This window comes from Streptomyces tuirus, from assembly GCF_014701095.1.
GTDB classification, from domain to species: Bacteria; Actinomycetota; Actinomycetes; order Streptomycetales; family Streptomycetaceae; genus Streptomyces; species Streptomyces tuirus.
This window is the reverse complement of record NZ_AP023439.1, coordinates 6,380,285-6,404,122: the sequence shown is the minus strand read 5'-3', so window position 1 is coordinate 6,404,122 and position 23,838 is coordinate 6,380,285. Positions and strand designations below refer to the sequence as shown.

24 protein-coding genes are annotated in these 23,838 nt (G+C 72.5%); 12 read left to right on the top strand and 12 right to left on the bottom strand.

Annotation, left to right across the window (positions count from 1 at the left end):
- Window positions 1-49 precede the first annotated feature (49 nt).
- The 3 genes from IGS69_RS29120 (at window position 50) to IGS69_RS29110 (ending at window position 4,229) form a co-directional block, all read left to right on the top strand.
- Window positions 50-967, top strand: coding sequence for a quinone oxidoreductase family protein (locus tag IGS69_RS29120; protein WP_190904686.1), 918 nt, complete (start codon window positions 50-52; stop codon window positions 965-967).
- 140 nt (window positions 968-1,107) lie between these two features.
- Entirely contained in the window at window positions 1,108-2,982 is a 1,875-nt protein-coding gene (locus IGS69_RS29115; RefSeq protein WP_190903446.1) for a sialidase family protein, read from the top strand.
- 11 nt (window positions 2,983-2,993) lie between these two features.
- The gene (locus IGS69_RS29110; RefSeq protein ID WP_190903445.1) at window positions 2,994-4,229 is read left to right on the top strand and encodes a DUF4185 domain-containing protein; all 1,236 of its coding nucleotides are present in this window, start codon (window positions 2,994-2,996) and stop codon (window positions 4,227-4,229) included.
- Here the strand turns inward: IGS69_RS29110 and IGS69_RS29105 are convergent.
- Window positions 4,165-5,178 (bottom strand): bile acid:sodium symporter family protein, encoded by a 1,014-nt coding sequence (locus IGS69_RS29105; RefSeq protein WP_190904685.1) that lies wholly within the window; start codon window positions 5,176-5,178, stop codon window positions 4,165-4,167. The genes IGS69_RS29110 and IGS69_RS29105 overlap by 65 nt on opposite strands.
- Window positions 5,179-5,339: 161 nt before the next feature.
- On the opposite strand from IGS69_RS29105, the gene IGS69_RS29100 reads away from it, so the two are divergent.
- The 3 genes from IGS69_RS29100 (at window position 5,340) to IGS69_RS29090 (ending at window position 9,294) form a co-directional block, all read left to right on the top strand.
- A complete protein-coding gene (locus IGS69_RS29100) occupies window positions 5,340-6,218 on the top strand; it encodes a LysR substrate-binding domain-containing protein (protein WP_190903444.1) in 879 nt (292 codons plus the stop codon).
- A gap of 300 nt (window positions 6,219-6,518) precedes the next feature.
- A complete protein-coding gene (locus IGS69_RS29095; RefSeq protein WP_190903443.1) occupies window positions 6,519-8,345 on the top strand; it encodes an AMP-dependent synthetase/ligase in 1,827 nt (608 codons plus the stop codon).
- 157 nt (window positions 8,346-8,502) lie between these two features.
- A complete protein-coding gene (locus tag IGS69_RS29090) occupies window positions 8,503-9,294 on the top strand; it encodes an aldo/keto reductase (RefSeq protein WP_232543809.1) in 792 nt (263 codons plus the stop codon).
- A gap of 191 nt (window positions 9,295-9,485) precedes the next feature.
- On the opposite strand, the gene IGS69_RS29085 is transcribed toward IGS69_RS29090, so the two are convergent.
- The 3 genes from IGS69_RS29085 to IGS69_RS29075 all read right to left on the bottom strand — a co-directional run bounded on the left by IGS69_RS29085 (window position 9,486) and on the right by IGS69_RS29075 (window position 11,652).
- A complete protein-coding gene (locus IGS69_RS29085; protein WP_190903441.1) occupies window positions 9,486-10,391 on the bottom strand; it encodes a class I SAM-dependent methyltransferase in 906 nt (301 codons plus the stop codon).
- A 207-nt stretch (window positions 10,392-10,598) separates the two neighbouring features.
- Window positions 10,599-11,342, bottom strand: a complete 744-nt coding sequence (locus IGS69_RS29080) for a class I SAM-dependent methyltransferase (protein WP_190903440.1) — start codon at window positions 11,340-11,342, stop codon at window positions 10,599-10,601.
- 4 nt (window positions 11,343-11,346) lie between these two features.
- Entirely contained in the window at window positions 11,347-11,652 is a 306-nt protein-coding gene (locus IGS69_RS29075) for a 4a-hydroxytetrahydrobiopterin dehydratase (RefSeq protein ID WP_031106506.1), read from the bottom strand.
- Between the two features lie 128 nt (window positions 11,653-11,780).
- Here IGS69_RS29075 and IGS69_RS29070 point away from each other — a divergent pair, with 128 nt between their 5' ends.
- On the top strand, window positions 11,781-12,587 hold the full coding sequence (locus IGS69_RS29070) for a helix-turn-helix domain-containing protein (RefSeq protein ID WP_190903439.1): 807 nt from the start codon (window positions 11,781-11,783) through the stop codon (window positions 12,585-12,587).
- Here IGS69_RS29070 and IGS69_RS29065 read toward each other — a convergent pair.
- Window positions 12,569-12,994: a hypothetical protein gene (locus IGS69_RS29065; protein ID WP_190903438.1), complete on the bottom strand. Its 426-nt coding sequence runs from the start codon at window positions 12,992-12,994 to the stop codon at window positions 12,569-12,571. The genes IGS69_RS29070 and IGS69_RS29065 overlap by 19 nt on opposite strands.
- A gap of 241 nt (window positions 12,995-13,235) precedes the next feature.
- On the opposite strand from IGS69_RS29065, the gene IGS69_RS29060 reads away from it, so the two are divergent.
- Window positions 13,236-14,099 (top strand): helix-turn-helix domain-containing protein, encoded by an 864-nt coding sequence (locus IGS69_RS29060; RefSeq protein WP_190903437.1) that lies wholly within the window; start codon window positions 13,236-13,238, stop codon window positions 14,097-14,099.
- A gap of 133 nt (window positions 14,100-14,232) precedes the next feature.
- Window positions 14,233-14,700, top strand: coding sequence for a nitrate reductase molybdenum cofactor assembly chaperone (locus tag IGS69_RS29055; RefSeq protein ID WP_190903436.1), 468 nt, complete (start codon window positions 14,233-14,235; stop codon window positions 14,698-14,700).
- On the opposite strand, the gene IGS69_RS29050 is transcribed toward IGS69_RS29055, so the two are convergent.
- On the bottom strand, window positions 14,697-15,083 hold the full coding sequence (locus IGS69_RS29050) for a winged helix-turn-helix transcriptional regulator (RefSeq protein ID WP_190903435.1): 387 nt from the start codon (window positions 15,081-15,083) through the stop codon (window positions 14,697-14,699). The two genes, IGS69_RS29055 and IGS69_RS29050, sit on opposite strands and share 4 nt — an antisense overlap.
- Window positions 15,084-15,188: 105 nt before the next feature.
- On the opposite strand from IGS69_RS29050, the gene IGS69_RS29045 reads away from it, so the two are divergent.
- Window positions 15,189-16,034: an NAD(P)H-binding protein gene (locus IGS69_RS29045; RefSeq protein ID WP_190903434.1), complete on the top strand. Its 846-nt coding sequence runs from the start codon at window positions 15,189-15,191 to the stop codon at window positions 16,032-16,034.
- Window positions 16,035-16,040: 6 nt separating this feature from the next.
- Here IGS69_RS29045 and dnaK read toward each other — a convergent pair whose 3' ends face one another.
- The 6 genes from dnaK to IGS69_RS29015 all read right to left on the bottom strand — a co-directional run bounded on the left by dnaK (window position 16,041) and on the right by IGS69_RS29015 (window position 22,320).
- Entirely contained in the window at window positions 16,041-17,924 is a 1,884-nt protein-coding gene (gene dnaK, locus IGS69_RS29040; RefSeq protein ID WP_190903433.1) for a molecular chaperone DnaK, read from the bottom strand.
- Between the two features lie 67 nt (window positions 17,925-17,991).
- The gene (locus tag IGS69_RS29035) at window positions 17,992-18,732 is read right to left on the bottom strand and encodes a glycerophosphodiester phosphodiesterase family protein (RefSeq protein WP_190903432.1); all 741 of its coding nucleotides are present in this window, start codon (window positions 18,730-18,732) and stop codon (window positions 17,992-17,994) included.
- Window positions 18,729-19,049: a hypothetical protein gene (locus IGS69_RS34810; RefSeq protein ID WP_232543669.1), complete on the bottom strand. Its 321-nt coding sequence runs from the start codon at window positions 19,047-19,049 to the stop codon at window positions 18,729-18,731. Before IGS69_RS34810 ends, IGS69_RS29035 begins: the two co-directional genes overlap by 4 nt.
- Window positions 19,050-19,171: 122 nt before the next feature.
- On the bottom strand, window positions 19,172-19,600 hold the full coding sequence (locus IGS69_RS29025) for an OsmC family peroxiredoxin (protein WP_190903431.1): 429 nt from the start codon (window positions 19,598-19,600) through the stop codon (window positions 19,172-19,174).
- Window positions 19,601-19,738: 138 nt separating this feature from the next.
- Window positions 19,739-21,835 (bottom strand): phage holin family protein, encoded by a 2,097-nt coding sequence (locus IGS69_RS29020; RefSeq protein WP_190903430.1) that lies wholly within the window; start codon window positions 21,833-21,835, stop codon window positions 19,739-19,741.
- A gap of 83 nt (window positions 21,836-21,918) precedes the next feature.
- On the bottom strand, window positions 21,919-22,320 hold the full coding sequence (locus IGS69_RS29015) for a hypothetical protein (protein WP_190903429.1): 402 nt from the start codon (window positions 22,318-22,320) through the stop codon (window positions 21,919-21,921).
- Between the two features lie 83 nt (window positions 22,321-22,403).
- On the opposite strand from IGS69_RS29015, the gene IGS69_RS29010 reads away from it, so the two are divergent.
- A complete protein-coding gene (locus IGS69_RS29010; protein ID WP_190903428.1) occupies window positions 22,404-23,177 on the top strand; it encodes an MBL fold metallo-hydrolase in 774 nt (257 codons plus the stop codon).
- Window positions 23,178-23,206: 29 nt separating this feature from the next.
- The gene (locus tag IGS69_RS29005) at window positions 23,207-23,836 is read left to right on the top strand and encodes a DedA family protein (RefSeq protein ID WP_232543808.1); all 630 of its coding nucleotides are present in this window, start codon (window positions 23,207-23,209) and stop codon (window positions 23,834-23,836) included.
- The last annotated feature ends 2 nt before the right edge of the window (window positions 23,837-23,838 follow it).

The window sequence follows — 23,838 nt, the reverse complement described above, 5'->3', positions numbered from 1 at the left end:
TGGGCTTCCCAATGAAGTCATGGGGACCACCAACGACCCCGGAGGTGCGATGCGCCGCGTCCGCTACGAATCCCGAGGCGGCCCCCTGTTCGTCGAGGAGGCGCCACTCCCCCGGCCCGGCCCCGGAGAGCTCCTCGTGCGCACGGAAGCCGTCGGCGTGACGCTCCCGGTCGTCCGCAAGGTCACCGAGGCGGACGAGCCCGTCCCGCTCGGCGGCGAGATCGCCGGCGAGGTCATGGCCGTCGGAGAGGGCGTCTCGGACTTCGGTACCGGCGACCGGGTGACCGGGCTCTGCTTCGGCCACGGCTACGCCGACTTCGCGCTGCTGCACGAGGCCATGGCCTCCCCGGTTCCGGCGGACGCGAGCGCCGTCGACGCGGTCGCCCTGGTCCGCAGCGGACTGGTCGCCCTCGGCGCATTGGAGGCGGCCCGCCCCGAGCCGGGCGAGGCGGCCCTGGTCACCGCGGCCGCGAGCGGCGTCGGCCACCTGGCCCTGCAACTGGCCAGGACGCGCGGCGCCGGCCGGGTCGTGGGAGCCGTCTCCGACCCGTCCAAGGCCGACTTCGTCCGGGGCCTCGGCGCCGACCACGTCATCACATACGGCGACACCGGCTGGGGCACCCCGGTCGACTACGTCCTGGACGCGGTCGGCGGCGAGCTGCTCACTCCGGCCCTGCACGCGCTCGTCCCGGAAGGGCGGCTGGTGGCGTACAGCTCGGGCGGCGGCACCATCCAGGCATACGACCTGCTCGTGGGGGCCAAGTCGGTGATCGGCTTCCAGATGGCCCGTATCGCCCGCGGCAAGCCCGAGGTGTACGAGGGGTGGCGCGAGGAACTGTGGCGGTTGTTCGCCGCGGGAGAGCTCAGGCCGGTCGTGCACGGGGAGTTCGCCCTGGAGGACGCGGCCAAGGCGCACGGGGAGATCGAGGGGCGCTCCAACCTGGGCAAGGTCGTCCTGATCCCCTGACGCACGCTTCTTGTGGGGGGTCTGAGAACCCAAGTACCGTCTGTGGCCTACCCATTGGACGTGGAATGTCCGGATGACCGGATGTCTTCTCCCATGCCCCGGTGGTCCGGCCGACAGACGCATGAAGGGCAGGTCGCACCATGCCGTCAAGTCTTCGCGCACGTCTGAGATGCACCCTGACAGCCGCCGTCGCCGCCGGGACGCTGCTCGCGCCCACCGCCCCGGTTGCGTACGGCCAACCCACCTCGAAATCAGCCGAGTTCGACCAGCAGGTGCTCTTCAAGGCCTCGCAGGACCCGGGCTACGCCTGCTTCCGGATCCCGGCGATCGTGCGCACCACCAGCGGCGCGCTGCTGGCGTTCGCCGAGGGGCGCGTCCTCAACTGCGGTGACGCGGCCGACATCGACATCGTCGTCAAGCGTTCCACCGACGGCGGCCGCACCTGGGGGCCGCTCCAGGTCGTCACCGAGGGTGCGGGCGACACCCACGGCAACCCGGCTCCCGTCGTGGACCGCGAAACCGGCCGGATCGTGCTGGCCGAGACGTACAACACCGGCCGCACGGACGCCGGCAACTGCACCGTCCCCTGCGACCGCACCCCGCACCTGCAGTACAGCGACGACGACGGCCGCACCTGGTCCAAGCCGCGCGATCTGAGCGACGAGATCCTGCCCGAGCACTGGAACTCCTGGTACGCGACCGGTCCCGTGCACGGCATCCAGCTGACCCGCGGCAAGCACGCCGGTCGGCTGGTGATCGGCGTCAACACCGAGACGTGGAACGGCAGCCGGGTCTCCGCCAACCATGCCGCGTTGGTCGTCAGCGACGACGGCGGTGACTCCTGGCGCGTCGGCGCCACGGACACCTGGCCCATAGGGCAGGACGGCGTGTTCCGGCAGAAGCCGTCCGAGGTGACGCTCACCGAACGCGCCGACGGCGCCCTGCTCGTCAGCGGCCGGGAGCAGGACGGCACCGACCTGGGCCACCGTTCCCAGACCGTCAGCACGGACGGCGGCGACAGCTTCGCCGGCCCGTTCCGTGACCTGCCCGGCCTGTACACCCCGCAGGTCCAGGGCGCGACCCTGCGCCTCGGCGACCGGATGCTGCTGTCCGCTCCGGCCGACCCCGACCGCCGCCGCACGATGATGGTCCGTTCCTCCTACGACGGCGGGCGCACCTGGGAGAGCGTGGACCGGGGCACGGTCGTCACCACGGACTGGTCCGGCTACTCCGACATGGCGGCCCTCGACGGCAGCACGGTGGGCCTGCTGTACGAGGGCGGCGCGGTCGACGCGCGCGACGAGATCCGCTTCGCCCGCTTCACCGAGGACTGGCTGAAGCCGCGCCGGGGCGCCGACCCGACCACACGCGACGCGGCGGCGGGCGCCAGACCCGCGGCGGTGCTCGGCGGTGCCCGGCGCACGGCCGGTGTCCGCGGCGGCGCGCTGGCCTTCGACGGCACCGACGACGCCGTACGGCTGCCCTACCGGTCCCGGCTCCCGCTCGGGGAAGGGGACTTCACGGCCTCGCTGCACGTCCGCTACACGGCCACGAGCGGCGAGCAGCCCTTCCTGTGGATGGGCGGCATCGGCACCACCCAGCCGCAGATCTGGCTGCGGGGAGAACCGGCGAGCAACCGGATCCGGGGTCTGATCACCACCCGTTCGGGCGCGACGACCGTCAGGTCCGCCTCGGTGTCGACCGACGGAGCCCACAACGACGGCCGCTGGCACCATCTGGCCCTGCGCCGCGGCGGAGGGCAGTTGACGCTCTTCCTCGACGGCGAGGCGATCGGCACCGCGGACGTGCCGGGCTCGGTCAGCCGCAACTCCCCGTTCGGGGTGCACATCGGCCAGCGCATGGACAGCCGGGCCTTCCTCACCGGGGCGATCGACGACGTCCGGGTGTGGAAACGGGCCCTGAGCGACGAGGAGTTGGCCTCCGGCGCCTCGGGCGCGGCGCCCCGGGGCACGGTGCTGTGGCTCCCCATGGACCGGGTGAGCGGCAGCAACTAACGTCACGGAACGTGCCCGACGACTCAGGAGCAGTACGAGCACGACAGCGCACGGGAACCGGGATCGGCCTGCTGCTGGTCCTGGTCCTCGGCGCCGCCCTGCTCATCGCCCTGCCGGGCGACGAAGGTCCGGACGACGACGTCTGTCAGGCCCGCACCGTCGGTTCCTGGAAGGCGGACGACGGCCTCACCGCGGAGTTCGCCCGCTACGGCGACGACGCGGGCCGCACGGACGACTGGACCGGCGGGGACGGCACCCACTCGGTGCGGCTGCCGGACGGCCGGGTGCTGTGGCTGTTCTCGGACACCTATCTGGGCCGGGTGTACGGCCCGCCCAACCCGCACGGCGAGTCCTACGCCTGGCGGGACGCCGGCACGCCGCTGGTGCGCAACTCGGCGGTGCTGATGCGCGACGGCCGGCTCGACACCACCCTGCCCGCCCCGCTGTTCGCCGACCCGGCCCCGGGCCGGTGGCGCTGGCCGGTCGCCGCCCGCGTCGAACCCCGCTCCCCCGGCTCCCCGGAGCAGGTCGTCCGGGTGCTGCTGTGGGTGCGCACGGCAGGACAGGCCCCCTGGATCTACGGCGTGCCCACCGCCACCGAGGTCGCCACGCTGTCACTGCCGGACCTGCGCCTGGAGTCGATCGCCGAGGTGCTCGGCCAGCAGCTGGTCCCGGACCCGTCCCGGCGGGTGCTGTTCGGTACGACGCTGATCGAGGAGGACGGCTGGACCTATGTGTTCGGCGGCGACGACGGCCGGGCCGCCTCCCGGCCCGCCTCGCACGCGTACGCGGCCCGCGTGCCGGAGGGCGCGCTCGGCGATCCGTCGGCCTGGCAGTACTGGAGCGGTTCGGCGTGGGTGCCCGGCGCCCGCCCCCGGCCCGTGCTGGGGGACGGGCGGCGCAAGGGCGTGGGCAGCGCGTTCTCGGTCGTCCGGGAGGGCGGCACATATGTGCTGTTCACGATGGCCGCCGGTCCGAAGGGGCTGACCACCATCGCCTCCTACTGGGCCTGCTCGCCCGCCGGGCCGTGGCACGGTCCGGCGAAGGAGTTCAGCCCGCCGCTGCCCGAGGGACAGGTCGCCGCCTACAACCCGCAGGCGCATCCGGTGCTGAGCGGAGAGGGGCGGCTCGTGCTGAGCTACGACGTCAACTGGCTGGACACCACCGGCGCCGCCGACCGGCTCAGCCGGAACGTGTCCCTGTACCGACCACGGTTCGTGTCGTTGCGACTGGCTGCCGCGCGGTGACCTCCGCCGCCGCTTCCCGGCCGCGCCGCTTGGCGATCACCGCGCACACGATCAGCTGCATCTGGTGGAAGAGCATCAGCGGCAGCACGGCGAGTGCCGCCTGCGCGCCGAACAGGACGCTCGCCATGGGCAGCCCGGCGGCCAGGGACTTCTTCGAGCCGGCGAACTGGATCGCGATGCGGTCCGCCCGGCCGAAGCGCAGCGCCTTGCCGCCGTACCAGGTCAGCAGCAGCATCACCGCGAGGATCACGGCCTCGACGACGACCAGGCCGCCGAGCCGGGCGGGGCTGACCTGGTGCCAGATGCCCTGCACCATGCCCGCGCTGAACGCGGTGTAGACGACGAGCAGGATCGAGCCGCGGTCCACCAGGGCGAGGACCTTCCTGTGCCGGGTGACGAAGTCTCCGATCCAGCGGCGCAGCAGCTGCCCGGCGAGGAACGGCACCAGCAGTTGCAGCACGATCTTCAGCAGCGAGCCGGCGGAGAACCCGCCCCCGTTGCCGCCGAGCAGTGAGGCCGCGAGCAACGGGGTGGCGACGATGCCGACGAGGGAGGAGAAGGAGCCCGCGCAGATCGCGGCGGGCACGTTGCCGCGGGCCATCGAGGTGAAGGCGATCGACGACTGCACGGTCGAGGGGACGAGCGTGAGGAAGAGCAGGCCCTGGTAGAGCGGGTGCGTCAGGACCACCGGCACCAGGCCGCGGGCCGCGAGCCCGAGCAGCGGGAAGACGAGGAAGGTGCAGGCCAGGACCGTGATGTGGAGCCGCCAGTGCCGCAGCCCGTCGAGCGCCTCACGGGTGGACAGCCGGGCGCCGTACAGGAAGAACAGGAGGGCGACCGCCGCCGTGGAGGCACCGGAGGCGACATCCGCGGCCGACCCGCGTGCCGGGAACAGTGCGGCGAGACCCACCGTCCCGAGGAGCAGCACGATGTAGGGGTCGATCGGCATCCAGCTCGGCCAGTGCAGGCGTTTCACGGTGCTCCACTTGCTTGGTACTTCGGTCGGTCCGGGGCCGCAGCGGCCCCCTTCCATCCTGCTCCCCGCTCCGGCGATCGGGAATCCCGTATACGGCTCTCACTATCATCACGTATCGCGATAACCTGGCACCCATGTACGACACGTCCCAGTTGCGCACGTTCCTGTCGGTGGCGCAGACGCTGAGCTTCACGCAGGCCGCACGGCGGCTCGGACTGCGGCAGTCGACGGTCAGCCAGCACGTGCGGCGACTGGAGGACGCCGCCGGGCGCACGCTGTTCACCCGGGACACGCACTCCGTGGAGCTGACGGAGGACGGCGAGGCCATGCTCGGCTTCGCGCGCCGGATCCTGGAGGTGCACGAGCAGGCGGCGGCGTTCTTCACGGGCACCCGGTTGCGCGGCCGGCTGCGCTTCGGCGCCTCGGAGGACTTCGTGCTGACCCGGCTGCCGGAGATCCTGGAGGGCTTCCGGCACGAGCACCCGGAGGTCGACCTGGAGCTGACGGTCGAGCTGTCGGGCACGCTGCACGAGCAGCTGGCCGCCGGGAAGCTGGACCTCGTCCTGGCCAAGCGGCGCCCCGAGGACACGCGGGGCGAGCTGGTCCGGCACGACCGGCTGGTGTGGATCGGGGCGGAGCGCCTCCGGCTCGACCCGGACCGCCCGGTGCCGCTGATCGTCTACCCGCCGCCGGGCATCACCCGCGCGCTCGCCCTGGAGGCCCTGGAGCGGCAGGGCCGGGACTGGCGCGTGGTGTGCACCAGCGGGAGCCTCAACGGTCTGGTCGCGGCGGCCCGGGCCGGTCTCGGGGTGATGGCCCACTCCCGGGGTCTCATCCCGCCCGGACTGGTGCGGGTCCCGGACCGGGCGGGGCTGCCGGAGCTGGGGCAGGTCGACTTCGTTCTCGTCCACGGCCGGCGCCGGCCCTCGGCGCAGGGCGCCGCGGACGCCCTGGCGGCGGCGATCCTGGCAGGTGGGGACCGTCTGCACCACAGCGAGCGCAAGGGGCTCTGACCAAGCGGAGTGACAGAATCCGCCGCCGTCCCGCTGACAGAAGAGACCCCGTTCGACGGCGCGTCGCGTCACGCCGTGAGTCGTACAGATTCGGTGGAGATTACGGCACCGAAACTTACTCAACCGTCAGGATTGTGTCCGACCCTTCCCCATGTGAGCGCTTTTTCCCTGGCTGACCAGCGCATACGAGAGGGCTGCTCGTCTTCGTACCCCCTCCCGTCCCCTGGCCGGTTGGGGTAGCTTTCACGGCGCTGTGCGGGGCGTCACTCGACAGGAGCGCTGAGGAGCGGGGAGCGGGGTTTGCGCGAGTTCACCAACCCTCCGTTGGCGTCGGCACCTCCGGTGGGCGGTCTGGCCGACGTGGTCTTCGAGCATGCCCAGGAGGACCCGCTGCACATCGCGCTGGGCCGCAAGGACGACGCGGGCCAGTGGCGGGATGTCACCGCCGCCGAGTTCCGCGACGAGGTGCTCGCCCTGGCCAAGGGCCTGCTGGCGAGTGGCATCCGGTTCGGCGACCGGGTCGCGATCATGTCGCGCACCCGCTACGAGTGGACCCTCTTCGACTACGCGCTGTGGACGATCGGCGCCCAGGTCGTGCCGGTCTACCCGACGTCCTCGGCCGAGCAGTGCTTCTGGATGCTCTTCGACGCCGAGGTGACGGCCGCGGTCGTGGAGCACGAGGACCACGCCATGACGATCGCCACCGTCATCGACCGGCTCCCCCAGCTGCGCCGCCTGTGGCAGCTGGACTCCGGGGCCGTGCACGAGCTGTACGACGCGGGCGCGCACCTCGACGACGAGGTGGTGCACCGCCACCGGCAGGCCGTCACCCCCGACTCGGTCGCCACGATCATCTACACCTCGGGCACCACCGGCCGCCCCAAGGGCTGCGTCATCTCGCACGGCAACTTCATGTACGAGGCGGACACCGTCATCGAGCGCTGGGAGCCGGTGTTCCACTCCAAGCGCGGCGACGAGGCGGCGACCCTGCTGTTCCTGCCGCTCGCGCACGTCTTCGGGCGCATGGTCCAGGTCGCCGGCATCCGGGGCAAGGTGAAGTTCGGCCATCAGCCGCAGCTGAACGCGGCGGCCCTGCTGCCGGACCTGGCGGCGTTCAAGCCGACGTTCTTCCTGGCCGTGCCGTACATCTTCGAGAAGGTGTTCAACGCGGCCCGCCGCAAGGCCGAGAAGGAGGGCCGCTCCGGCCCCTTCGAGAAGGCCGTCGACGTCGCCATCAGGTACGCGGACGCGATGGAGGCCAAGGCCTGGGGCACCGGCCCCGGGCCGTCGGCGGGCCTGCGCATGCAGCACCAGCTGTTCGACAAGCTCGTCTACACCAAGATCCGCGCCGCGATGGGCGGGCGCATCAAGCACGCCATGTCCGGCGGCTCGGCGATGGACCGCCGGCTCGGGCTGTTCTTCGCCGGGGCGGGCGTGCACATCTACGAGGGCTACGGCCTGACGGAGTCCACGGCCGCCGCCACCGCCAACCCGCCCGGCCGCACCCGCTTCGGCACGGTCGGGCAGCCCATCCCCGGCATGACCGTGCACATCGCGGACGACGGCGAGATCTGGCTGCACGGCGACAACGTCTTCCAGGGGTACCTCAACAACCAGAAGGCCACCGACGCCACCCTGCACGACGGCTGGCTCGCCACCGGCGACCTCGGCACGCTGGACGAGGACGGCTTCCTCACCATCACCGGCCGCAAGAAGGAGATCCTGGTCACCTCCGGCGGCAAGAGTGTGTCGCCCGGTGTGCTGGAGGAACGCGTCCGGGACCATCCGCTGGTCAACCAGTGCATCGTCGTGGGCAACGACCGCCCGTACATCGCCGCCCTGGTCACCCTCGACCAGGAGGCCGTGGAGCACTGGCTGGCCATGCGGGCCAAACCGCAGATGTCCCCCGCGGAGCTGGTGCGCGACCCGGACCTGGAGACGGAGGTGCGCCGCGCGGTGGTCGCCGCCAACACCCTCGTCTCGCAGGCCGAGTCGATCCGCACCTTCCGCATACTCGCCCAGCCGTTCACCGAGGAGCACGGGCTGCTGACCCCGTCCCTGAAGCTGAAGCGGAAGGCGATCGAGAAAGCGTACGAGAACGAGGTCGACGCGCTCTACCGGGCGTGACGTCCGCCTCGCGGGGCAGGTGTGGCTTCGGATTCTCCCGTCAGGAATGCATCACCGCCCGTGATCGTTGACGATGGGCAGTACACCTGACCACTTACCGAAGGATCGAGAGCTCGTGAGCAAGGTCCCCCCGATCATCCTGAACAACGGCGTCGCGATGCCCCAGCTGGGCTTCGGCGTCTGGCAGGTGCCGGACGACGAGGCCGAGAAGGCCGTCGCGACGGCGCTGGAGGCCGGGTACCGCAGCATCGACACAGCGGCGATCTACGGCAACGAGGAGGGCACTGGCAAGGCCATCGCCGGCTCCGGCGTCCCCCGCGAGGAGCTCTTCGTCACCACGAAGCTCTGGAACGCCGACCAGGAATACGACTCCACGCTGCGTGCCTTCGACACCTCGCTGGACAAGCTCGGCCTGGACTTCGTCGACCTGTACCTCATCCACTGGCCGACGCCGGAGCGCGGTCTGTACGTCGAGACCTACAAGGCGTTCGAGAAGCTGTACGCCGACGGCCGGATCCGGGCCATCGGCGTCTCCAACTTCCTGCCCGAGCACCTGGAGAAGCTGATCGGCGAGACGTCGGTCGTCCCGGCGGTGAACCAGATCGAGCTGCACCCGCACCTGCAGCAGGGCGCCTCCCGCGCGTACCACGCGGAGCACGGCATCGCCACGGAGGCCTGGTCGCCGCTCGGCCAGGGCAAGGGCCTGCTGGAGGTCCCGGCGATCGTCGCCATCGCCCGCAAGCACGAGCGCACTCCGGCCCAGGTCGTGCTGCGCTGGCACATCCAGCTGGGCAATGTGGTGATCCCGAAGTCCGTGACGCCGTCGCGGATCAAGGAGAACATCGACGTCTTCGACTTCAGCCTCGACGACGAGGACCTGGCCGCGATCAGCGCCCTGAACGAGGACCGCCGCATCGGCCCGGACCCGGCGGAGTTCAACGGCGCCTGAGCCGTACCGGCGGTGTCCGGAGTCCCTCACAGGACCGGACCACCGGCAGCGCCCCGGCCCGGAGCCCCTTCACGGGGCCCGGGCCGGGGCGCTGCCGTCTCCGCCGTCTCGGACCGGCTGACCCACGGTGGACGCCCGGATCAGCGGGGCGGGACGGAGGACGAAGGATTTCGGGGTCGAGGTCCTCGGAGCTAGGCGGGCCGGACCGCCGTGTGCACGGTGTGGGCCGCCAGCACGAACACGTCCTGGCGGCGATGCAGGCTCGCCTTGTCGCCCGGGTCGAGGAGGCGGTCGAGGGTGGCGCGGTCGTCGTGGTCGAGGCCCTCCGCGAGGGTGTCGCGGAAGCGGGTCAGGCGCTCGACGACATGGGCACGGGCGCGGTCCGGGGCCGGGGCGGGAAGGTCCAGCAGGAAGCTGTGCGTCCGGGTGTGCTTCAGGCCCGCCGCGGACAGCAGGGCGGGCCAGTTCTCCGGCTCGGCGACATGGCCCTGGAGGTCCTGCCGCATCTGCGTGAACCACTCCTCCTCCAGCGCGTCCATGCGCGCCTGGAGGCCGGGGCGGCCGATGCCGATGTCGCGGGGCAGGAACCGGGCGGGCAGCCCGCCCTCCATGAGGGCCAGGGTGCCGCCGGGCGCGAGCCGCGCCGCGAACGCGGCGAGCCCCGCCCGCTGGTCGCCGAGGTGGTGCAGGGTGCGGCTCGCCCACAGCAGATCGGCCGGATAGTCCAACTCGTCGAGTACGTCCGGCAGTTCCCCGGCGACCGTGCCGAAGCGGTCGGCCACCCCCTGACGCTGCGCCCGGGCCCGGGCCCGCTCCAGCAGCGGCTCCGAGCCGTCCACGGCCACGATCCGGGCGCCCGGGAACGTCTCGGCGAACAGGCACGACACGACGCCGGGCCCACTGCCCGCGTCGACGATCAGACCTGGTTCGGTCACCTCCTTCGCCAGCCACGCCAGGGCCTTGTCGTACATCGACGTGAACAGCTCCGCCTCGGACTCCAGCATCGGGGCCATGGCCGCCCAGTCGATGTCGGTGTGGTCGTGGCGGTGGCCGTGGCCCTGCCGGTGGACGTGATCGTGGTTGTGGTCGTGCGCCATGGTGGTCAGCCTCTCGCTCGGATGCGGTCAGGGTGCGCAGACGCACCGATCAGAGGCCAGTGCTGTTGCCGGTCCCGCAAAATCCGCCGGGCCGGAAACCCCGGCGGATCAGCGGATCAGTGATGCCGACGTCGACCGGCCGCTCAGCAGCTCGCTGAACGGCGTGCACATGCCACGGTGCGCCGGTGACCGACCGGGGCATGGAGTTCACCCGGCCTTCCGGAACGAGCGGAGGCTGAACACCGGGTCGGGGCGCGGCCGTTCCTGGTCGGGGAGGCGGGATAGCCGGGTGGCGAAGCCGCCGGCGAGGGGGTCGCCGGGCGGCAGGGTGACGAACCAGCCCCGGCGCAGGTCGGCGATGGTGCGGCGAGGGCTGCGGCCCTGGCCGTGACCGGTGAAGCGGGCCTGCCCGGCCGGCAGCAGGCCGTGCGCGGCGGCCGCGGACTCGACGTCAGCCGCCGCGTCCCGGACCGGGCTGGGCGGCCGGGAGGACAGGACGACATCGATGTCACTGCCGACGTTGTGGGAGGCGGCCTTGTCGACCGTCGTGATGTAGACCCCGCCGGGCCGCAGCACCCGGGCGCACTCGCCCACGATGCTCCGCACCTCTGCGGGCCCGGCGGCCAGGTGCAGCAGCCATACACTGCACACGGCGTCGAACTGCCCGTCCCGGAACGGCAGTTGTCGGCTGTCGGCGCGCACGACGGCGCCGGGGAGCCGGGTGGAGGCCTGCCGGGCCATCGCGGCGGCGAGGTCGACGCCGGTCACCCGCAGGTCCTCGCGGGCGGCCGCGAGCCGGCGGGTCACGATGCCGGTGCCGCAGGCGACGTCGAGCAGACGGCCCGTGCCGGGCGGAACGAGACGCAGCACGGCTTGCGCGGCGGCGGCCGCCCGGGGCTCGCCGCCCCGCGAGGCGTCGTACCGCTCCGCTTCCTTGTCGTAGTCGAGCACCCGGTCAGTGTGCCCCGTGCCCGGGGGCGAGGTCCTCCACCCTGCGGGCGAGCTCGAAGTCCTTCTCGGTGACGGCGCCGCCCGCGCTGTGCGTGTGCACGGCCAGGGAGACGGTGTTGTAGCCGAGCGTGAGGTCGGAGTGGTGGTTCAGTTCCTCCTGGACCTGGGCGATGTGCACGACCATCGCCGTCGCCGCGAAGTGCGAGCCGAGCCGGTAGGAGCGGATGAGGTGGTCCTTGTCGAGCGACCAGCCCGGCAGCTCGGCCAGCCGGTCCTCGACCTCCTTCTGCGACAGCGGTTCGACGGGCATGGGCTGCGCTCCTTTCCGTGGCCGCGGTGTTCCCGGTGTTCTCTCAGCCTGCCATACAGGAGCGGCCGAAGCCCTGGTCAGAGGGGTGTATCTGTCCGGGACGACCGGTTCTCGACTACGGTCCCGGCATGACCACTCACCCGTCCGCCGCCGAGCAGGGCGTGGGCCCGCTGCTGCGGGCCTGGCGGGAGCAGCGGCGGGTCAGCCAGCTGGAGCTGGCCCTGCGAGCGGACTCCTCGGCCCGCCACATCAGCTTCGTCGAGACCGGCCGCTCCCGGCCCAGCGAGGAGATGGTGCTGCGGCTGGCCGAGCATCTGGACGTCCCCGTGCGGGAGCGCAACGCGCTGCTGCTGGCGGCCGGTTACGCCCCCCGCTATCCGGAGACCCCGCTGGACGACCCGGCGCTGGGCGCGCTGCGTGAGGGTATCGAGCGGCTGATCGGCGGCTACGAGCCGTATCCGGCGCTGGTGGTGGACGCGCTGTACAACGTGGTCGCCGCCAACCGGGGGATCATGACGCTGGTCGAGGGTGTCGCCGGGTCGCTGCTGGAGCCGCCGCTGAACGCGATGCGGCTGGCCCTGCACCCACAGGGCCTCGCACCGCGGATCCGCAATCTGCGCGCCTGGCGGGGGCATCTGCTGGAGCAGATGGAGCGGCAGATCGCGCTGCACCGCTCGGAGCCGCTGCGGGCGCTGTACGAGGAGGTGGCGGCGTATCCGGTGCCCGAAGCGGATCCCGCGGACGAGCCGTCCGAGCCGGTGCCGTACTTCGCGCTGCCGCTGCGGATCGAGCACGAGGGGCGGACGCTGTCGTTCATCTCCTCGATCTCCACGTTCAACACGCCGATGGACGTGACGGTCGCCGAGCTGGCCATCGAGACGCTGCTCCCGGCCGACCCGGCGACGGTCAAGTACCTTCAGGAGCTCATGTCCTGACAGGCCCTCAGGGACATGTGCTGGAGGACGGCGAATCCGGCCACGACCAGGGCCTGGAGCACGGTCCAGACGGCGCCGGGCGTGCTCGGCGTGAGCCACAGCGCCAGGGCCGCGAGGCTCAGCGCCGCCCAGGCGAGGTTGGCTTCGACCACGGCCCGCACGCCGAGCGCCGGCGGCTGCCTGCGGGCGGCCAGCAGGCCCACGCCCGCCGCGTAGAGGGCGAGGAACGCGCCCAGGGCGAGCAGCAGCGTGGCGTCGGCACCGAGGAGCCGGCCGAGCGGGCCGGAGAACGCCAGGTAGGCGAGCGCGTTGCCGCCGGTCACGACGGCGTCCAGGGCGAGGAAGCGGCGCAGCATCGACTGCGGCTCGGAGGTCCGGGCGAGTGCGGCGAGCTGGATCGCGGACATGGGGAATCACCCTCCGTCGGGTCGTGGTGCGGCGGCTGGAGCCGGGTCCCGGGCCGGAGTGCGCCGGCCCGGGAACCGGTACGTTCACGATCCCGTTCCGGCGGCGTCCGGTCGATTACCCGCGGGGTAATGCCCGGCCCGCTCCTCCGTTTGCGGGGATCTTCTCGGTGTGAGCCCTGTGAGGCCGCCGACCGGACGTGACAGACTGATCACAGGCTTGGGCGCGTTGGGGAGGCGTGGCGTGAGTGAACGGCGGGCCGCACCCACCGTGGGCCAGGTGGTCCTGGGCAAGCGGTTGCAGGAGTTGCGCGAGGCGGCGGGCCTCAGCCGGGACGAGGCCGCGAAGGTGCTGCGGGTCGCCCCCGCGACGGTCCGGCGGATGGAGACGGCCGACGTCGCGTTGAAGGTCCCGTACGTGCAGATCCTGCTGACGGCGTACGGGGTGGCGGAGGACGAGGTGAGCGCGTTCGTCGACCTCACCGAGGAGGCGAACCGGCCGGGCTGGTGGCAGCGGTACCACGACGTGCTGCCGGAGTGGTTCAGCCTGTACGTGAGCCTGGAGGGCGCCGCCCGGATCATCCGGTCGTACGAGCCGCACTTCGTGCCGGGGCTGCTGCAGACGGAGGGGTACGCGCGGGCCGTGATGCAGTCCGGCACCATCGCGAACGCCGGGCCGGAGGCCGTGGACCGGCATGTGTCGCTGCGCATGGAGCGGCAGCGGCTCCTGGACCGCCAGAACCCGCCGCACCTGTGGGTCATCATGGACGAGACGGTGCTGCGCCGCCCGGTGAGCGCGGACGGCCGGGTGATGCGCGACCAGCTGGACAAGCTGCTGGAGTACGCCGCGCGCGACCGGGTCACCCTGCAGATCGCCGAGTTCGCCGACGGCCCGCATCCGGGGACGTACGCCCCCTTCTCGCTGTTCCGCTTCGCCGAGCCGGAACTGCCCGACATGGTCTTCACCGAGTATCTGACCGGCGCGCTGTACCTGGACTCCCGCAAGGAGGTCTCGGCACATCTGGAGGTGCTGGACCACATGACGGCCCGGGCGGGCTCCGCGCAGCGCACGGAGGAGCTGCTGCGGGAGTGGCGCGAGCGCTACTGAGCCGCTGCTCCGCGCCCTGACGTCATGGCACGGGTCCTGACCCGTACGGGCGCCGTCGGCAGGTGTGCTCTCCGGCCCACCCCTAGCGTCGGCATGACGGTGCAGGCAAGGGAGCGCACGCGAAGGAGGTCCGATGCCCGGATTCGAGGTGCTGTACCAGGCGGCGGCGCTGTGCCTGATGTACCCCGACGACGACTTCCGTGCCCGGCTGCCGCTGCTGCGCGAAGCGGCGCCGCAGCTGAGGGAGTTCGCCGACCACGCGGCCGTCACCCCGCCGATGGAACTGGCCGCGCACTACGTCGAGGTGTTCGAGGCCGGGCAGGACCACAGCCTGTACCTGAGCGTCTGGCGTGAGGCCGCCCCGGCGCCTTCGGAGGAGCTGTACCGCGCGCACGGTCTGGAGACCACCGGCGAGGAGCCGCCGGACTTCCTGCCGGCGGTCCTGGAGTTCGCCTCCCGCACCGGCAACGCCGGGCTGCTGGCGGAGCACCGGGACGGCCTGGACCAGCTCCGCTCGAAGCTCACCGACTTCGGGACGCCGTACGCGACGGTCCTGGACGCGGTGTGCGCGACGCTTCCGCCGGTCGCCACCGGGCCCTAGCTCTCGCTGTCGTAGGCGTGGCGGGCCTGTTCGACCTCGTCCAGGTGGGTGGCCGACCAGTCGGCGAGATGGGCGAAGAGCGGGGCGAGGCTGCGGCCGAGCTCGCTGATCTCGTACTCGACCCGCGGCGGGACCTCCGGATGGTAGGTGCGCACGACCAGGCCGTCGCGCTCCAGTTGCCTGAGGCGCTGGGTCAGCACCTTCGGCGTGATGGTGCCGATGCGTCGTTCCAGCTCGACGAAGCGCTGCCGGCCGTGGGTGTGGAGCGTCCACAGGATCGGTGTGGTCCACCGGCTGAACACGATGTCCACGACCGCGCTGATCGGGCAGGCGAGTTCCGGGACGGTGGCGGCGGACGCCGCCCTGGTCGTCTCCGTGCCCATGCGCGCACCCCTTTTGGATAGTCACTTTCCTCTAGGTACCTACTATACCCAGGGTGTTAGCGTCCACGGCATCGGCAACAAGGCCGCGCAGCAAGGGAGTTGCTCATGATCGTGGTGACCGGTGCGACCGGGAACGTGGGCCGATCGCTCGTCCAGGCCCTCGCCGGGGCCGGGGAGAAGGTGACGGCGACCTCGCGGAGGGTCTCGGACGCGGACCTGCCGGACGGGGTCCGGGCCCGCCCGGCGGACCTCACCGACGCCGCAAGCCTCCGCCCCGTACTGGACGGCGCCGAGGCGCTGTTCCTGCAGAACGGCGGGGCCGACGCCCATCGGCTGGACCCCGGGCAGATCCTCGACGCGGCACGGGACGGCGGGGTCCGGCGTGTCGTGCTGCTCTCCTCCCAGGGGGTCGTGACCCGGCCGGAGTCGGCCTCCCACGGGGGCGTCGGACGGGCCATCGAGGACGCCGTACGGGGGTCGGTCCTGGACTGGGTGATCCTGCGCCCCGGCGGTTTCGACTCCAACGCCTACGCCTGGGCCGAGTCCGTCCGCGCCGTGCGGACCGTGGCCGCGCCGTTCGGTGACGTCGGGCTGCCCACCGTCGACCCGGACGACATCGCCGAGGTCGCCGCGGCGACGCTGCGGGACAACGGACACGCCGGACAGGTCTACGAGCTGACCGGGCCCGCCCTGAGCACGCCCCGGCAGCGCGCCGAGGCGCTGGCGGAGGCGCTCGGCGAACCGGTCCGCTTCGTCGAGCAGACCCGGGACGAGGCCCGGGCGCAGCTGCTGCGGTTCATGCCCGGACCCGTGGCGGAGACGACGCTGGCCATCCTGGGTGAGCCCACTCCCGCCGAGCGGCGCATCAGCCCCGACATCGAGCGGGTCCTCGGCCGGGCGCCCCGCACCTTCGCCGACTGGGCCCACCGCCACATCGCCGCGTTCCGCTAGGACTGCTCAGCCCCGGCCCGGCCCGCTCTTCCCGTCCCGCCCGGCGTCCTCGTCCTTCTCCTCGTCCACGATCTCCGCGTCCACCACGCCCTCCTCGTCCTGGGGGCTGCCGTGGGGTTCCTCGGCGGGGGGCTGCTGGGCCGCCTGGGCGTACATCGCCTGGCCCATCTTCTGGCTGACGGAGGCGAGTTTCTCGGCGGCGGCGCGAAGAGCGGGGGTGTCCGCCTGCTGTTCCAGCTGCTCCTTCACCTCGGCGACGGCCGAGCCGACCTCGGACTTCGTGTCGGCCGGGATCCGGTCGCCGTTCTCACGGAGGAAGTTCTCGGTCTGGTAGACGAGTTGCTCGGCCTGATTGCGGGTCTCGGCGGCCTCGCGGCGCCCCCGGTCCTCGTCGGCGTACTGCTCGGCCTCGCGCATCATGCGGTCGATGTCGTCCTTGGGCAGGGCCGAGCCGCCGGTGACGGTCATCTTCTGCTCCCGGCCGGTCGCCAGGTCCTTGGCGGAGACGTGCATGATGCCGTTGGCGTCGATGTCGAACGCCACCTCGATCTGCGGCACACCGCGCGGCGCGGGCGGCAGCCCGGTCAGGTCGAAGACGCCGAGCTTCTTGTTGTACGCGGCGATCTCGCGTTCGCCCTGGTAGACCTGGATGCCGACCGAGGGCTGGTTGTCGGCCGCCGTCGTGAAGATCTCCGAACGCCGCGTCGGAATGGTGGTGTTGCGCTCGATGAGCTTGGTCATGATGCCGCCCTTGGTCTCGATGCCCAGGGACAGCGGGGTGACGTCGAGGAGCAGCACGTCCTTCACGTCGCCGCGGATGACGCCCGCCTGGAGCGCCGCGCCCACGGCGACGACCTCGTCGGGGTTGACGCCCTTGTGCGGTTCCTTGCCGGTGAGTTCCTTGACCAGGTCCGTCACCGCGGGCATCCGCGTGGAGCCGCCGACGAGGATCACGTGATCGATCGCCGAGAGCTGCACGCCGGCGTCCTTCACCGCCTGGTGGAAGGGCGCCTTGCAGCGGTCCAGCAGATCGGCGGTGAGCTCCTGGAACTGGGCCCGGGTCAGCTTCTCGTCGAGATGCAGGGGCCCTTCGGCGGAGGCCGTGATGTAGGGCAGGTTGATCGTCGTCTCGGTCGAGCTGGACAGCTCGATCTTGGCCCGTTCGGCGCCCTCGCGCAGCCGCTGCACCGCCATCTTGTCGCCCGCGAGGTCGACGCCGTTCTGGCCCTTGAAGCGCTTGATCAGGTACTCGACGATCCGCTGGTCCCAGTCGTCGCCGCCGAGGTGGGTGTCGCCGTTGGTGGCCTTCACCTCGATGACGCCCTCGCCCATCTCCAGCAGGGACACGTCGAAGGTGCCGCCGCCGAGGTCGAAGACGAGGACCGTCTGGTCGTTCTCCTTGTCCAGGCCGTAGGCGAGGGCCGCGGCCGTCGGCTCGTTGATGATCCGCAGGACCTTCAGGCCCGCGATCTCCCCGGCCTCCTTGGTCGCCTGCCGCTGGGTGTCGTCGAAGTAGGCGGGCACGGTGATCACCGCGTCCGTGACGTCCTCGCCGAGGTAGGACTCCGCGTCCCGCTTCAGCTTCTGCAGCACCCGCGCGGACAGCTCCTGCGCCCGGTACCGGGTGCCGTCCACGTCGCCCTCGTCGGGGAAGCGCCAGTGCGCGTCGCCCATGTACCGCTTGACCGAGCGGGCGGTGCGCTCCACGTTGGTCACGGCCTGCCGTTTGGCCACCTCCCCGACCAGCACCTCGCCGTTCTTGGCGAACGCCACGACCGAGGGTGTGGTCCTGGCCCCCTCCGCGTTGGCGATGACGGTGGGCTCGCCGCCTTCCAGCACGGCGACCACCGAGTTCGTGGTTCCGAGGTCGATCCCGACCGCTCGTCCCATCGCTGTCCCCTTCCGCCAGGGCGACGACTCGTCCCACACTCCAGCACAAAACTTGAGTGCGCTCTTGTCAATGCCGCGAGGGGGTGATCGGCCCGCGCAGCGCCACCGCGCGCCGGGGCCGGTCGGTGACGAGCACGTCGACGCGCGGATGGGCGAGGAAGGCCCGCATGAGGGTGTCCTCGTTGACGGTCCAGACCATGGTGAACAGGCCGTGCCGGGTCGCCTCGCGCAGCACGTTCGTCCTGGCCAGCCGCTGGTGCACGGCGACGCCGTGCGCCCCGCAGGCCCGGATGCGGCGGGCCGGGAACAACTCGCTCAGCCGGGTTCCGGGCAGCCGGGCCAGGGCCAGCTCCCTGCGGTCGCGTCCGAGCGACAGGGCGGTGCGCACACCGGGGAAGCCCCGGGTGACGGCGGCGACGGAACGGTCCTCCAGCGTGGTCACGACCAGCCCGTCCGCGCCGAGCAGGGCGACCGCCCGGTCGACCACCTCCCGCTCGTAGCCGGTCTCCTTGAGGTCCAGGTGGGCCACGAGTTTCCCGGCGATCAGCGCCATGACCTCGTCCACCACGGGCACGGCGTACCCGGCCCGCTCGCACAGCTCGGCATGCGTGAGCACGGACAGCGGCGGCCCGGCGGGACCGACCCGGGGGTCGTGGTAGACGACGAGCACCCCGTCCCCGGTACGGCGGATGTCGAACTCGGCGTACTCCGCGCCGGACCCGATCGCGTCCTCGTAGGCCTCCCAGGTGGCGGGACCGGCGTGCTCGGAACCGCCCCGGTGGGCGGAGACGGCGGGGTGGGGCGTCATGGTCGCGGGTTCCCGGAGGGCGAGCGGGGAGGCGGGACGGGGGCGAAGGTGTCGTCGGGCGCGGGCAGCAGCGAGCCGGAGCGGGTGCGGACCCGTCTGAGGAGGACCCAGCCGGTCAGCACCGGGACGGGCAGCACGTCCTGGCTGGTCATCAGGTGGGAGGCGAAGCGGCCGTAGTCGTAGCGGTCGGCCAGGGCGCCGAGGGCGGTGTCCCGGGGGTGCAGCCGTCCGGAGAGGCTGAACAGCAGCAGGACGCGGGTCCGGTCACGGGTGGCGGAGTCGAGCACCGTCGCGTTCGGGGACGTTCCCGGCAGCATCGCGTTCCTTCCGGCCCGGCGGTTCGAGGCGTCCGGTTCATACCCCGGCCGGGGGTGGTGAACCGACGACGACGCGCGGGCCGCCCCCGGTGGGCGGGCCCGCGCGACAGGGGTGCCGCAGGTCAGGCGAGCTTGGCGGTCAGCGTGATGGGCGTGGCCTTGAGGGCCTGGCTGACCGGGCAGCCGGTCTTGGCCTCCTCGGCGGCGGCCTGGAAGGCGGCCTCGTCGATGCCGGGGACGGTGCCCTCGACGGTGAGGTGGATGCCGGTGATGCCCTCACCGGGCTGGAAGGAGACGTCGGCCGAGGTGATGAGCTTGGTGGGCGGCGTCCCGGCCTTGTTGAGGATGTTGGAGAAGGCCATGGAGAAGCAGCTGGAGTGGGCGGCCGCGATCAGCTCCTCGGGGCTGGTCTTGCCGTTCGCCTCCTGGGCGCGCGAGGCCCACGTGACCGGCTGATCGCCGATGGCGCCGGAGGAGTCGAAGGTGACGACGCCGTTGCCCTCGAGCAGGTTGCCTTCCCAGACCGTGTGTGCGGAGCGCGTGGTAGCCACGAGTTCTTCCTTTCGCGTACGGACTCGCGTGCGGGCCCGTCTCCGGGCCCCGTGTCCCCCATCCGATCACACTACGGCTCAACTCACGCGGAGGACCTGCCCTCTGGCAGCGTGCGGCCGGGTGGGCGCAGCCGGATGTCAGGCGGCGTGCTCCTCCTCGGTGGTCTTGAGCGGCACCTGCGGTCCGTTCGACTCGCGCAGCCAGCGCCGCAGGACCCGGTGGACGTGCTCGGCGCCGACGAGTTCCTCGCCGTCCGCGACCGGAGTGGAGACGCCGAGCGGGGACAGCAGGAAGGGTCTGCCCTGGGCGCCGCCGAGACCGCCGTGGGAGCCGATCTGCTCCTCGAAGGCGAGTACTTCACCGTCGGCCGGGTCGTGGACGGAGTTGACCATGATGTCGGCGGTGTGCGGGAACCCGTGCGTGCGCCGTACCGCGTCGGCGGCGCCCGGGCCGAACGGGGCGAGCGGGCCCGGGTCGTCGTCGAGGTCGGCCAGCGGGATCTCGGCGCCGTACGCGCCGAGGACGACGCCGCCGTGCCGGTCGCTGCGGACCAGCAGGAAGCCGATGCCGGGATGGTTGGCGAGGGTCGGCAGCAGCGCGGGGTGGCGGGCGTCGATCTCCTCCTTGCTCATCCGGTGCGTGACGTCCGGGAAGGAGACCAGGCCGAGGTTGCCGGAGGCCAGCACGATCGGCTGCGAGCCCGGCTCGGGGCGGTGCTGGCCGCCGCCCTCGGCGACCGGGAAGCGCAACGCGGCGCGCACGGCGGCGCGGGCCTCCGCCCCGCTGCGGGTGCGCTCCGCCTTGCGCGACACGGGCATGCCGCAGCCGGCCCGCACCAGGTCGCCGAGTGTGAGGCCGTAGCGGGAGCGGAAGGTCTCGCCGGGGCTCTGGCCGTGGTCGGACAGCACGACGATCCGGTACGGGCGCGGGGCGTGCTCGGCGACGTTCTCGATCAGGGCGAGCGAGCGGTCGAGTCGTTCGAGGACCTTCCGCGCGTCGCGGCTCGCCGGGCCGGAGTGGTGGGCGACCTCGTCGTAGGCCACGAGGTCGGCGAAGACGGCCGTGCGGCCGACGAGCATGTCGCCCGTCACCGCGGCGACGACGACGTCCCGTTCGACGACCGTCGCGAAGGCCCGGACGAAGGGGTACAGGCCGCCGCGGGAGACGCGCGGGCGCTGCTTGCGCAGGCGCGCCCGGGTGGACTGGCCGATCTCCCGGCCCACCTCGGCGAAGAAGGACAGTGCGGTGCGCACCGCGTTGGCCGGGTCGGAGAAGTAGGCGAAGTAGCCCGCGCGGGAGCGGTTCTCGCGGGTGCGCCGGCGGGCCGCTATGGACAGCACCAGGGCCTGCTGTTCGGCGCCGCCGCTGAACAGGTTGCCGCGGCTGGCGCCGTCGACGGTGAGCAGCCCGCCGTGCCCCGCGTACTCGACGGCACGGCGCTGGAGTTCGGCCGCGCTGGTCGGGCGGTTGCAGACGACCACCTCGCCCGTGTCCTTCTCGTACCAGCGGAAGGCGGGGACGTCGTGGTTGCTGCCGTGCAGGATGCCGAGCTGGCTGGCGCCGGTCTGGCTGGACCAGTCGGTGCGCCAGGGGGTGAGCCGGTGGGTGGGGCGGCCGCCGTCGCCGATGTCGAGCCAGCGGGCGACGGTGGGCATCAGGCCCTTGCCGACCGCGTCGAGCAGGGTGTCGTGGCCGACGCCGTCGAGCTGCACGAAGACCGTGCCGGGGCCGGCGGGGGCCGGGGGGCCGGAGCGGCGGCGGCGGTCGGCGAGGCGGTACAGCCTGCGGCGGTAGGCGTCGTCGTCCCGCACGGCCAGGGCGGCGCCGGTCGCGGACGCCACGGCGGACATCACGGCGGCGACCACGACGGCGGTCTCCGGCGCGGCGGCGCCGCGCTCGGCCGGGTTGAGGTGCAGGGCGAGCAGCAGCAGGGCGCCGTTGAGGAAGAACACCAGCAGCCCGAGCACGAGCGCCGGTACGAGCAGCAGCAGCCGGACGAGCAGCGGCCACACCACGGCCGACAGCAGACCGAAGGCGCCGGCGCCGAAGGCCGCCGTGACGGCGATGTCCGTGGCGCTGTCGCCGTTCTCCGAGCGGAGCCGGAAGTCCGGGAGGATCCCGGCGAGCACGAGCATGGTGACGGTGGAGACCGCCCACACGGCGACGCTCCGCCCCACCTGACTCGCGACCCGCCGCCACCGCACGCCCCGCCACCTCACGTCCCTGGCCCGCATCCGCCGCGGGTCCTCCCCCACAGTGTCCCAACGTCCGGCCGGGCGGCTTCGTCCCCAGGTCACACCCCGGTGTGGGAGGACTTTCAGCGGCCGTCGTAGCCGGCCGTCGGCATCGACAGCCGCCGGTGCACGCAGGCTTTCATCGCGGCGTCGTACGCGGGTTCCGCATGCCCCGCCGTCTCGACGCGTACACCTCGCCGCGCGCACTCGGCGGTGAACTCCTCGACGGAGGCGAGCGCGCTCTCCAGCACCCGCCGGCTGGGCGCGACGAACAGGTCCAGGCCGGGCCGGACGCCGTCCCACAGGGCGCCGTGGTCGGGCCGCAGTCCCCGGACCAGTAACTCGCGGCTGACCACGTAGCCCCGCTCGGCGGCCCAGCGGGCGCACATCGCGTGCTGACTGCGGGAGTCGACCAGGAACGGATCGTCGTCCAGCTCCTCGAGCGGCGTCAGACTCGCGATCGCCGTGACCCGCACCGGCACCATGGCGTCCCCCTCACCTCCGGTTTCGCCGCCGACCCTACCCCTGCACGTAGGCTTCGGGGGAGTCGCGCGAAGGAGGCAAAGAAGTGCCGGTGGAGATCACCTGGTGGGGTCACGCCACTTGCACCGTCGAGGATTCGAACGTGCGCGTGCTCACGGATCCCCTGTTCGCACGCCGGCTCGCGCACCTGCGGCGCCGGCGCGGAGCGCTGCCGCCCCCCGGCGCCCCGCGCGCGGACGTGGCGCTGGTGTCGCATCTGCACGCCGACCACCTGCACCTGCCGTCGCTGATGCGGCTCGCCGAGGGCACGCGCCTGCTCGTGCCCCGGGGCGCGCGCCGGGCGGTGCCGGGTCTGCGCCGGCTCGCGCACCTGCGGGTGAGCGAGGTGGCCCCCGGGGACGAGACCCCGGTCGGCGACATCGTGGTACGGGCGGTGCCCGCGCGGCACGACGGGCGGCGGCTGCCGTTCGGACCGCACCGCTCCCCCGCCCTCGGCTACGTCATCGCCGGCGAGGCCCGTACGTACTTCGCCGGGGACACCGGGCTGTTCGACGACATGGCGAAGGAGGTCGGGCCGGTCGAGGTGGCGCTGCTGCCGGTGGGCGGCTGGGGGCCCTACCTGGGCGAGGGGCACCTGGACGCGGGCCGGGCGGCGCAGGCTCTGGCGCGGCTGGCGCCGCACAGCGCGGTGCCGGTGCACTACGGCACGTACTGGCCGATCGGCATGGACGCCGTGCGCCCCCACGAGTTCCACGCGCCGGGGGAGGAGTTCGTCCGGCTGGCGGCACGGGAAGCGCCCGACGTGGCGGTGCACCGGCTCGGGCACGGGGAGAGCGTGCGTGTGAAGGCCGCGCGGTGAGCTGGTCCGCGCCGTCGGCGCCGGTGTACCTGCTCACGGCGTCGGTTGTCACACCGGCGTCGGTGGTTCCGGAGTCCACGCAGCAGGCGATCGGGTATCCGACGCTCTTCGTGCTGGTGCTGGCCGGGGCGCTGGTTCCGGTGATTCCGACGGGGGCGCTGGTGAGTTCGGCGGCGGTGGTCGCCGTGCACCGGACGGCGCCCTTCTCCCTGGCGATGGTGTTCGTGACGGCGTCGCTGGCGGCGTTCCTGGGCGATGCGACGCTGTACTGGCTGGGGCGGCGCGGGCTGAAGTCGAGGAACGGCTCGCGGTGGCTGGAGGCGATCCGGTCGCGGGCGCCGGAGGACCGGCTGGAGCAGGCACAGGAGAAGCTCTCCGCCCACGGGGTGGCGGTGCTGGTGCTGTCCCGGCTGGTGCCCGCGGGGCGCATCCCGGTGATGCTGGCCTGTCTGCTGGCCGAGTGGCCGCTGCGGAGGTTCTCCCGGGGAAACCTGCCGGCCTGTCTGGCCTGGGCCGCCACGTACCAGTTGATCGGGATCCTCGGGGGGGCGCTGTTCGCCGAGCCGTGGCAGGGCGTGGTGGCGGCGATCGCGCTGACGCTGCTGCTCAGCGCGGTGCCGGCGGTGTGGCGGCGGGTGCGCGGCTCCTCCCGGTCCTGAGG

What these genes read in the sequence shown, in the direction of transcription:
- IGS69_RS29075 (WP_031106506.1), bottom strand. Translation starts at nt 11,652, where the DNA reads ATGCCCGTCGAACCGCTGTCGCAGAAGGAGGTCGAGGACCGGCTGGCC.
- IGS69_RS34810 (WP_232543669.1), bottom strand. Translation starts at nt 19,049, where the DNA reads ATGCTGCCGGGAACGTCCCCGAACGCGACGGTGCTCGACTCCGCCACC.
- IGS69_RS29045 (WP_190903434.1), top strand. Translation starts at nt 15,189, where the DNA reads ATGATCGTGGTGACCGGTGCGACCGGGAACGTGGGCCGATCGCTCGTC.
- IGS69_RS29050 (WP_190903435.1), bottom strand. Translation starts at nt 15,083, where the DNA reads ATGGGCACGGAGACGACCAGGGCGGCGTCCGCCGCCACCGTCCCGGAA.
- IGS69_RS29105 (WP_190904685.1), bottom strand. Translation starts at nt 5,178, where the DNA reads ATGCCGATCGACCCCTACATCGTGCTGCTCCTCGGGACGGTGGGTCTC.
- IGS69_RS29090 (WP_232543809.1), top strand. Translation starts at nt 8,503, where the DNA reads ATGCCCCAGCTGGGCTTCGGCGTCTGGCAGGTGCCGGACGACGAGGCC.
- IGS69_RS29020 (WP_190903430.1), bottom strand. Translation starts at nt 21,835, where the DNA reads ATGCGGGCCAGGGACGTGAGGTGGCGGGGCGTGCGGTGGCGGCGGGTC.
- IGS69_RS29065 (WP_190903438.1), bottom strand. Translation starts at nt 12,994, where the DNA reads ATGTCCGCGATCCAGCTCGCCGCACTCGCCCGGACCTCCGAGCCGCAG.
- IGS69_RS29070 (WP_190903439.1), top strand. Translation starts at nt 11,781, where the DNA reads ATGACCACTCACCCGTCCGCCGCCGAGCAGGGCGTGGGCCCGCTGCTG.
- IGS69_RS29120 (WP_190904686.1), top strand. Translation starts at nt 50, where the DNA reads ATGCGCCGCGTCCGCTACGAATCCCGAGGCGGCCCCCTGTTCGTCGAG.
- IGS69_RS29055 (WP_190903436.1), top strand. Translation starts at nt 14,233, where the DNA reads ATGCCCGGATTCGAGGTGCTGTACCAGGCGGCGGCGCTGTGCCTGATG.
- IGS69_RS29100 (WP_190903444.1), top strand. Translation starts at nt 5,340, where the DNA reads ATGTACGACACGTCCCAGTTGCGCACGTTCCTGTCGGTGGCGCAGACG.
- IGS69_RS29085 (WP_190903441.1), bottom strand. Translation starts at nt 10,391, where the DNA reads ATGGCGCACGACCACAACCACGATCACGTCCACCGGCAGGGCCACGGC.
- dnaK (WP_190903433.1), bottom strand. Translation starts at nt 17,924, where the DNA reads ATGGGACGAGCGGTCGGGATCGACCTCGGAACCACGAACTCGGTGGTC.
- IGS69_RS29115 (WP_190903446.1), top strand. Translation starts at nt 1,108, where the DNA reads ATGCCGTCAAGTCTTCGCGCACGTCTGAGATGCACCCTGACAGCCGCC.
- IGS69_RS29015 (WP_190903429.1), bottom strand. Translation starts at nt 22,320, where the DNA reads ATGGTGCCGGTGCGGGTCACGGCGATCGCGAGTCTGACGCCGCTCGAG.
- IGS69_RS29035 (WP_190903432.1), bottom strand. Translation starts at nt 18,732, where the DNA reads ATGACGCCCCACCCCGCCGTCTCCGCCCACCGGGGCGGTTCCGAGCAC.